This is a genomic window from Dietzia sp. SYD-A1, from assembly GCF_015356725.1.
Classification (GTDB): Bacteria; Actinomycetota; Actinomycetes; order Mycobacteriales; family Mycobacteriaceae; genus Dietzia.
The window spans coordinates 1-8644 of the sequence record NZ_JADDKI010000497.1; the positions used below are offsets into that span (position 1 = coordinate 1).

Annotated in this window: 9 protein-coding genes; 5 read left to right on the forward strand and 4 right to left on the reverse strand. The window is 70.5% G+C overall.

From position 1 onward, the window contains the following. On the forward strand, positions 1-1192 hold a 1192-nt coding region (locus IY392_RS16055), incomplete at its 5' end, for a Dyp-type peroxidase (protein WP_194861758.1). 38 nt (positions 1193-1230) lie between these two features. Here the strand turns inward: IY392_RS16055 and IY392_RS16060 are convergent. Then, positions 1231-2085: an NAD(P)H-binding protein gene (locus tag IY392_RS16060; protein ID WP_194861759.1), complete on the reverse strand. Its 855-nt coding sequence runs from the start codon at positions 2083-2085 to the stop codon at positions 1231-1233. A 139-nt stretch (positions 2086-2224) separates the two neighbouring features. Between IY392_RS16060 and IY392_RS16065 the strand changes: the two genes are divergently transcribed. Beyond that, the gene (locus IY392_RS16065; RefSeq protein WP_182613591.1) at positions 2225-2602 is read left to right on the forward strand and encodes a helix-turn-helix domain-containing protein; all 378 of its coding nucleotides are present in this window, start codon (positions 2225-2227) and stop codon (positions 2600-2602) included. A gap of 110 nt (positions 2603-2712) precedes the next feature. Here IY392_RS16065 and IY392_RS16070 read toward each other — a convergent pair whose 3' ends face one another. Further along, entirely contained in the window at positions 2713-3237 is a 525-nt protein-coding gene (locus IY392_RS16070) for a TetR/AcrR family transcriptional regulator (RefSeq protein ID WP_182613592.1), read from the reverse strand. Positions 3238-3292: 55 nt separating this feature from the next. Further along, entirely contained in the window at positions 3293-4831 is a 1539-nt protein-coding gene (locus IY392_RS16075; RefSeq protein ID WP_194861760.1) for an MFS transporter, read from the reverse strand. A gap of 211 nt (positions 4832-5042) precedes the next feature. On the opposite strand from IY392_RS16075, the gene erm reads away from it, so the two are divergent. From erm to IY392_RS16090, 3 genes are all read left to right on the forward strand, one after another. Beyond that, the gene (erm, locus tag IY392_RS16080; RefSeq protein ID WP_194861761.1) at positions 5043-5843 is read left to right on the forward strand and encodes a 23S ribosomal RNA methyltransferase Erm; all 801 of its coding nucleotides are present in this window, start codon (positions 5043-5045) and stop codon (positions 5841-5843) included. Positions 5844-5974: 131 nt separating this feature from the next. Continuing rightward, positions 5975-6595: a GNAT family N-acetyltransferase gene (locus IY392_RS16085; RefSeq protein WP_228549520.1), complete on the forward strand. Its 621-nt coding sequence runs from the start codon at positions 5975-5977 to the stop codon at positions 6593-6595. 2 nt (positions 6596-6597) lie between these two features. Next, positions 6598-7179 carry a dihydrofolate reductase family protein gene (locus IY392_RS16090; protein WP_107757762.1) on the forward strand — a complete coding sequence of 194 codons (582 nt, stop codon included), beginning with the start codon at positions 6598-6600 and terminating at the stop codon, positions 7177-7179. A 1-nt stretch (position 7180) separates the two neighbouring features. Here the strand turns inward: IY392_RS16090 and IY392_RS16095 are convergent. Then, a partial coding sequence (locus tag IY392_RS16095; protein WP_194861762.1) for a glycoside hydrolase family 3 C-terminal domain-containing protein occupies positions 7181-8644 on the reverse strand: 1464 nt, incomplete at its 5' end.

Here is an 8644-nt window from a genome sequence, read left to right on the forward strand (position 1 = left end):
GGTGACGGCGGGAGGTCGCACCCCGGGCGCAGCCGCGGCCGCGGGCGAGCTGACCTACCCCTTCCGTGGCGACCACCAGCAGGGAGTCACCACCCCCGCCCAGCAACAGATGCACCTCACCGCGTTCGACGTGACGGCCCGCGACAGGGATTCGCTGATCGACCTGCTCACCGCATGGACCCGCGCAGCCGAGAACCTCACGGCCGGGCTGCCCGTCGACTCGATGCGGGTGTCCAAATCGGCGCCCCCCGACGACACCGGAGAAGCGTTCGACCTCGGCGCCTCCGGACTGACCATCACCATCGGCTTCGGCAAGACCCTGTTCCGGGACGCGCAGGGGCGCGACCGATTCGGTCTGGCCGACCGGCTACCCGCGCCGCTGGCCGAGGACATCCCGCGCATGGCGGCCGAGAAGATCGATGCCGCCCGCAGCGGGGGCGACCTCGTGGTGCAGGCCTGCGCCGAGGACCCGCTCGTGGCGCTGCACGCGATCCACAACCTCACCCGGATCGCGTTCGGCTGGGCCACCGTCCGGTGGACCCAACTCGGATACGGGCGGACCTCGTCCACCGGGGCGGGCCAGGCAACGCCGCGGAACCTCTTCGGCTTCAAGGACGGGACCGCGTCGCTGCGCGGGGACCAGGACGAACTGCTCCGCGATTTCGTCTGGGTGGGGCAGGACGACGACGCCGCGGACTGGATGGCCGGCGGGACCTACCTCTGCGCCCGCAAGATCCGCATGACCATGGAGGTGTGGGACGAACTCCCCCTGCGCGACCAGGAGAACGCAGTGGGCAGGGACAAGATCTCCGGGGCGCCGTTGTCCGGAGGGGACGAGTCCAGCGCCCCCGACTTCACCGCGCGCTCGGCGGGCGGCTCACCCGCCATCCCCGAGGCCAGCCACGTGGCGCTGATGCACCCCACCCGGAACGCGGGAGTGCACATGCTCCGGCGCGGTTACAACTACACCGACGGCTCCGACGAGTTGGGTCGCCTCGACGCCGGGCTGTTCTTCATCGCCTTCGTCCGCGACCCGCGTCGACACTTCACCCCGCTCCTCGCGCGCATGCAGTTCGACCTGCTCACCGAGTACCTGCAGCATCTGACGAGCTCCGTGTTCGCGATCCCCCCGGGGCTGAGGGACGGGCAGACCTATATCGGGCAGCAACTGTTCGAGCCGACCGCCGGGTAGGTCATACCCTCAGCCCCGGGGCACAGGCGACCGCGCGGTCAGGCCAGCGCCGCCTCGACGGCCTCGACAAGTGTCGTGGTGGGCCGGCCGAGGAGGGTGCTGAGGGTGCGGGAGTCGTCGAAGAGCTCGCCGGCCGAGACGCCCCGATCGGTATCGGCGAGAATCTCCGCGAACGGGGCGGGCACGCCGGCGGAGACCAGAAGGGCCGTGTACTCGTACCGGGGCAGATCGGTGTAGGTCACATCCCGCCCGGCCCGCTCGGACAGGGCCGCGGCGTAGTCGGCCATCGTGAAGGCGGAGTCGCCCGCGAGCTCGTAGACCGTGCCCGCGCTGTCGTCGGCGAGCAGGGCGACCGCGGCGGCCTCAGCGTAGTCGGCCCGGGCCGCGGCGCTGATCCGTCCCGATCCGGCGGCGCCGAACACGCCCTGTTCCACCTGGGTGCGGGCCTGGTCGGTGTAGTTCTCGAGGTACCAGCCGTTGCGCAGCAGGACGTGGGGCACTCCCGCGTCCGCGAGGATGCGCTCGGTCTGCAGGTGCTCTGTCGCGAGACTCAGCGAGCTGGAGTCGGCACGGAGGATGCTGGTGTACGCCAGCAACTCGACGTCGTGCCGGGCCGCGGCCTCGATCACGGTGCGATGCTGGGCGGTCCGCTGGCCGACCATGCTGGACGACACCAGGAGCACCCGGTCGACACCCTCCAGTGCGGCGTCCACCGAGGTCGGGTCGTCGTAGTCGAGGCGGCGGGTCACCACGCCACGGGCTGCGACGGCACTCAGCCGGTCGGTGTCGCGGGCGGTGGCGACGACGTCGCCGGGTGTCACGCCCCGGTCGAGCAGCGCGTCGACGACGAGGGCTCCGAGCTTCCCGGCGGCGCCGGTCACGAGGTAGGTCATGGGTCTTCTCCTGGGGTTCTGGGCACGGGGCTTCGGTCCGTGACCCGGTGGGCGTCAACGAGCTGACACTCACTGACAACCGACCCCGACGCCATACTGTTTCCGAAGTCGGGTACCCACTTTCAAGTAAGGTACTGGCATGAAGGTGAGTCAGGGGCCGGTCAGACTGGCGTCGGCCTTCGGCGAGGGCGTCTACACCGAGAACTGCCCGACCCGGGCAGCACTGAGCCGGGTGACCAGCAGATGGGCGCCACTGCTGCTGGCGGCATTGTCCGACGACGAGCCACTGCGGTGGAACGAACTGCGCCACCGCGCCTCCGGGATCACGGACAAGATGCTGTCCCAGACCCTCCGCGCCCTCGAGGCCGACGGTTATGTCCACCGGGAGGCGAGGCCGGTCGTACCGCCGCACGTCGAGTACTCGTTGACGCCCGACGGCGTCGCGCTCACCGCGCGTCTTCTGGATCTGATGACCTTCGTGTCGACCAGGGAACTCGGCACCGCCGACGAACCCTGACGACCGCTGACGACCGCTGGCGGCACTGTCCGACGGCGAGCCGCCGGGGCGGCGGCGATCGGCGCATCGACGATCGGGGAGAGGCGTCTGCGATCGATCCGTGACAGGCCTCACCCCGCCAGTCTGATGATCTCCTCGACGACCCGCGCGCGTACCGCCGGGTCGAGCTTCTGCGTTTCCAGCGATTCGTACAGCCACAGCCCGTCCGCGGCGAGCCGGGCGATGAAGGTCATCACGTCGTCGTCCACGGCCGCGGGGGCGTCCGGGACCCACCGGCTGTAGACGCGCTCCCAGATCGCGTTGGTGGCGGGATTCTCCACCGCCTCCAACATCAGTAAGAGTTCCGCGCGGTCGGGGAACTGCGAGGCGCGGACGAAGGCGGCGAACCGGGCGTCGTCGTCGACCTCTGCGGCTGGCCCTCCCGCCTCGGACTCCATGCACTGTTCCCACCGCCCGGCCACGTGGGCGTGCAGTCCCCGGAGGAGGTCGTCGCGCGAGGGGAAGTGATAGAGCAGGCCCCCCTTGGTGAGGCCGGATTCCGCCGCGAGGGACTCGAAAGTCAGGGCGGTGACGCCGTCGCGCTGGATGAGGCGCTTGGCCGCCTCGAGGATGGTGTCGCGTTTGGACTGTCGCATGGGACCTGCTCCCGGATCGTGGTGTGTGGGTGGTCGGGGGCTGTCGTGGGCCTGTTCAGTGATTGTTCGGGTAGAGCTGCGAGGGCGTGCCCGGGGTGTAGTTCCGCAGCAGCACCGCCGACGCCACGGCGCCGATCACCATCACGGCCGCCACCGCCGTCAGCACGGACAGGAACGCCGCGTCGAACGACTCGCCGGCCGCCGCCACGACCTGCGCGTCCCGGGATGCCAACGCCGCGGCGGGCGGCAGGTCCCCCCAGCCCTGGGACCCTGCCGGCAGCTCGATCGCCCTCGCGTAGACCAGGGTCAGCAGCGAGCCCATGGTGGCCACGCCGACTAGCCCGCCGAACTCGTAGGACACCTCCTCCAGGGAGGCGGCCATGCCCGCGCGGCGCGGGGGAACGTTGCCCATGATGGCTGTCGACGCCACCGACATCGAGGCACCGAGCCCGGCGCCGATGACGACCATCCCGACCACCAGCAACGCCAACGAGTCCTGTGCGGCCGCGAGGACGGTGATGACCGATCCCACGGCCGCCGCGGCGATCCCCCCGCCGATGAGCACCAGCAGACCGACGCGGTGCAGCACGGCGCCGCCGAACAGGGCGAAGGGGAGCGAGGCGACCGCGAGCACGCTCACCACGAGACCGCTCTGGAGGGGGCTGAACCCCTCGACCAGCTGGTAGCGCTGGGTGATGACCAGTTGCAGTCCGACGATGGCGAACACACTGACCCCCGCGGCCACCACGCCTCCGCTGAAGCCGCGGTTGCGGAAGATCGAGAAGTCCACCAGGGGCTCGGTGTGAGTCGCCAGTCGCCGTTGGCGCCGGGCGAAGACGGTGAGGGTGACGACGGCGACCACCGTGGCCGCTGCCGCCAGTGTCCGGTCCGCATCCGCCTCGGCCCAGGTCTTGACGGCCAGCACCGCCGCGGCCATGCCGACCAGGGCCTGAGCCGAGGAGAGGGCGTCCCAGCGCCGGGCGGGGTTGGTGAGGTTGGGTGGCCCGACGACGAGCATGACCGCGCTGGCGAGCAGGACGATGGGGACGTTGAGGAGGAATACCGACCCCCACCAGAAGTGCTCGAGCAACACACCGGACACGATGGGCCCCAGGGCCATGCCCACGGTCGCGATCGCCGCCCAGACGCCGATGGCGAGATTGCGCTCGCGCTCGTGGGAGAAGCTGAGGCGGATGAGCGCGAGGGTCGCCGGCATCATGGCCGCCGCACCCACGCCCAGGAGGGCGCGGGCGGCGATCAGCGTCCACGCCGTCGGCGCGAAGGCCGCCACGAGTGAGGCGGCGCCGAAGACGAGAAGGCCCACCTGGAAGATGCGCTTATGTCCCACGCGGTCCCCCAGGGCACCCGAGCCCAGCAGGAGCCCGGCCATCAACAACGGGTACGCGTTGATCATCCACAACTGTTGAGAGCTGCTCGCCCCCAGCTCTCTGGTCAACGTCGGCAGCGCCGTGTAGAGGATCGTGTTGTCCAGGGCGATCAGCAGCAGAGACGAGGAGACGACGCCCAGGACGGTCCAGCGCTGCCACGGAGGCAGGGAGGTGTCCGGTGTCGTCGACGAGGGCGCGGAGTGCATCCCTAAACTGTACCGTACGGTTGGTACAGTTTCGAACGGCGAGCGCGGGTGGTCGGCTACACTCCCAGACATGACGTGCTTCGCCACAGTGATCCGGGACCGTCGCATCTAGCGGCGGATCCCCTCCTGTAGGACGCTTCCGCCGCTCCGCGGTCCAGCCGGGCGGCGCTCTCGCATGCCCGGGCACTTCCTCTTTCCGGAGCGTCCACACATGCCCACCTATCGTGGCGGCCGACACGAGCACGGCCAGAACTTCCTCACCGACACCACCGTCGTCGACGCGATCATCGACATCGTCGACGACACCTCGGGGCCGATCATCGAGATCGGGCCCGGCCGGGGTGCGCTGACCAGACCGTTGCAGACACTGGGGCGCCCGTTGACCGCGGTGGAGATCGACGCCCGAAGGGTCGAACACCTCCGGCGTGCGCTCACCGCCGGCGTGGATCTGGTCCACGCGGATATCGTGCGGTGGCCGCTGCCCGCCACGCCGCATGTGGTGGTGGGCAATCTCCCCTTCCACCTCACCACCGAGATCCTCCGAAAGCTGCTCCGCTCCACCTCGACGACGACCGCGGTCCTGCTGGTCCAGTGGGAGGTCGCGCGGCGGCGCGCCGGGGTCGGGGGAGCGACCATGATGACCGCCCAGTGGTGGCCGTGGATCGACTTCACCCTGCACCGCCGCGTCTCCCGCCGGGCCTTCCGTCCGGAACCGACCGTCGACGGGGCGGTGCTCGTCCTGGCCCGGAGGCCCCGTCCTCTCCTGCCGGACCGGGATCGGAGCGAGTATCGCCGATTCGTGCACGCCGTCTTCACCGGCCGAGGCCGAGGCCTCATCGCGATCCTGGCCTCGGTGGCGCCCGCGCGGCGACGTCCGGCGGTCCGAGGAGCCCTCGCCCGGGCCGGTGTGTCCCCGGGAGCCCTGCCCAAGGACCTCACCGCGCGGCAGTGGGTGGCGCTCTACACGGCCCTGGGGCGACGGGGTCCGGACGCGTCCCGGTTCGGGAGGTGATCCACCGGTCGCGCTCGACCGAGCGAATCCTGTCGGCGCTCTGTGGGCGGGTACTAGTCTCAGATCCGAGAACCGGGCACCGGCATCCCAGCCCGCCGGAGCGCCAGACACCTCGGACAAGGATGGCCTCGATGGCACCTCGCAATGGGAGCGCAGCGATGATCGAGGTGCGTCCGGCGGACAGGTTCGATGACGTGGCGGTACTGCTGGGCCCCAAGAAGAACCCGGATGCCACCGTGTGTTGGTGCCTGAGCCACCGACTGGATTCCGGGACCAACACCTCCCTGCTGGGGCCCGCCCGTGGCGAGTTCGTCCGCGACCTGTGCTCGCGGGAGGTCGCCCCGGGAGTGCTCGCCTATCTCGGATCCGAACCCGTGGGATGGGCGGGAGTCGCGCCGCGCCGCGATCTCCCTATCGCGCGGTCCCGGGTGGTACCGACCGTCGACACGCAACCCGTGTGGTCGATCTTCTGCGTCCGCGTCCGCCCCGGGTACCGGGGCCGGGGGATCGCACGCGAGTTGGTCGAGGGCGCGGTCGAGTTCGCGCGTGATCACGGTGCGCCCGCCGTCGAGGCGGTGCCCGTGGACAACGGTGCGGAGAAGGTCAATCTGACGATGGCATTCGTGGGGTTCCGCTCCCTGTTCGAGGAGGCGGGATTCGTCAAGGTCGCCGATACCACCTCGGTGGCGGGGGGCTTTCCCCGGATCGTCATGAGGCGCCAGATCATCCGAGAACCGATCCGCGGAGAGTGACCATGGGAACGCTGAGTTACACCGCCACCATCTCCATCGACGGATACGCCGCCGACGCGAACGGAGACTTCGCCTGGACCGCGCCGGGCGGGGACGTCTTCAGGTTTCACGTGGAACGAATGGGGTCGATATCGCACGAGATCCTGGGGCGTAACACCTACCAGTTGATGACCTACTGGCAGGCCGAACCCGAGGACGCTTCCTGGAGCCCGGACGAGCACGAGTTCGCCCGTCGGTGGCAGGACCTCACACACATCGCCGTGTCGGAGACCATGGCCGAGGCGGACCTGCTCTCCGCCCGGGATCTCCTGCTGCCGCGTCTCGATCCCGCCCGGCTCCGAGAGATCGTCGACGGCGCGGCGGGCGAGGTCGAGATATTCGGGCCCACCACCGCGAGCGAGGCGATCAGCGCCGGGATGGTCGACGACTTCCGGTTCTTCGTCGTCCCCAGGGTGGTCGGTGGGGGCCTGCGCGCGCTGCCGCCGGGCGCCGAACTCGACCTGGAGTTGGTCGAACATCGCGTCTTCGACAGCGGCACCGTGCTCTTGCATTACAGGCGTCGAGCGACCGGCCGGAGCACCTAGTTCACCGGTGGATCCGGGCGAGCTGCTCGGCGATCCCCGCCACCGCCTGCCGGTCCAGGCCCAGGAACCCGGAGAGCATCCGACCCACGGGGATGGACCCCACCAGGTCCTCGATCGAGGCCCCCACTGCGCCGCTCGCGTCGCCGGCATTCGCGGCGAGCGGGCGGAACACCTCGTCGAGGATCAGTCGTGCGTCGGGGTCCGCCATCGCCTCGGCGATGGTGGACTCGAGGTCGATCCGGACCGGGCGTGGATCGCCGGTGATCGGCACGGTGACCTCGACCCGGATGTCCCTACTGGACGCGGCGGCGGCGAAGACGTACCCGCCCCCTTCCACCAGCCACCTCCCGGCCGGCTCGTCCCAGTACGCCAGGTCACGGCGTTCGACAGCCACCTCCAGGACCCCGCTCTGCCCGGGATCGAGATCGATGTGCCCGAATCCCACGAGCTCCCGCGTCGCCCGCCTGCGCACCGACGCCGGGAGCGAGGAGTAGATCTGGACGATCTCGCGGCCCCGGACCGGGCCGGTGTTGTGGACCTCCACCCGTGCCGTCCACTCCTCGGTGCGTATCGCCTCGGCCCGCCCTCCGTCGCCTCGTTGTCCTTCGTCCCCGGCGACGACGGACAGGGACCGGTACTCGAACCGCGTGTAGGACAGGCCGTGGCCGAACGGGAAGCGCACCTCGCGACGCCGGTGGCCGTATCCGCGGTAGCCGACGAAGATTCCTTCGCCGTACCGCAGGTGCGAGTCCTCGGCAGGGAAGTTGTCCCAGCTGGGAGCGTCCTCGATGCGGAGCGGGACCGTCTCGGCCAGTCGCCCGGACGGGGAGGCGTGACCGTAGAGCACTCTCGCGAGCGCCCGGCCACCGCCCTGTCCCAACAGCGCCCCGGACAGAATCGCGGTGGCGTGGGGAACCACGGGGGCCAGGTCCACCACGGATCCGGCCGACAGGATCACCACGATCCGGTCCCGCACAGCCGCGACCGCGTCGAGGAGCCGGAGCTGGTCACCGGGCAGATCGATGTGCGGGCGATCCACCCCCTCCGACTCCTGGTCGTCGGTCAGCCCGAGCATGAGGACGGCCACCTCGGCGTCGGATGCCACAGCGACCGCCTCGGCGAGGAGGCGGCCGGCGTCGTCACCCGCCCCGAAACCCGCGGCGTAGGTGACGCGGTCGTCCCCGGCGATCCGGCGGATCTCCGTCAGGGGCACGTCGACCCGGGTGGGGGAGACGCGGGAGCTGCCACCGCCCTGGATGCGCGGCTCGCGGGCGAACGCGCCGATCACCGCGACGCCGGTGCCCGGGGAGAGCGGGAGCAGGCCGTCGTCGTTGGCCAGCAGCACGATCGAGGCCTCCGCCGCCTCCCGTGCGAGCTCGTGGTGAGTGTCGGTGTCCACCTCCACCGGCTGGCCCTCGCGATCCTGCGAGGCATGCCGTCCGTCGCGGGCGCGGATCGCCAACCG

What these genes read in the sequence shown, in the direction of transcription:
- IY392_RS16065 (WP_182613591.1), top strand. Translation starts at nt 2,225, where the DNA reads ATGAAGGTGAGTCAGGGGCCGGTCAGACTGGCGTCGGCCTTCGGCGAG.
- IY392_RS16075 (WP_194861760.1), bottom strand. Translation starts at nt 4,831, where the DNA reads ATGCACTCCGCGCCCTCGTCGACGACACCGGACACCTCCCTGCCTCCG.
- IY392_RS16070 (WP_182613592.1), bottom strand. Translation starts at nt 3,237, where the DNA reads ATGCGACAGTCCAAACGCGACACCATCCTCGAGGCGGCCAAGCGCCTC.
- IY392_RS16090 (WP_107757762.1), top strand. Translation starts at nt 6,598, where the DNA reads ATGGGAACGCTGAGTTACACCGCCACCATCTCCATCGACGGATACGCC.
- IY392_RS16060 (WP_194861759.1), bottom strand. Translation starts at nt 2,085, where the DNA reads ATGACCTACCTCGTGACCGGCGCCGCCGGGAAGCTCGGAGCCCTCGTC.
- erm (WP_194861761.1), top strand. Translation starts at nt 5,043, where the DNA reads ATGCCCACCTATCGTGGCGGCCGACACGAGCACGGCCAGAACTTCCTC.
- IY392_RS16085 (WP_228549520.1), top strand. Translation starts at nt 5,975, where the DNA reads ATGGCACCTCGCAATGGGAGCGCAGCGATGATCGAGGTGCGTCCGGCG.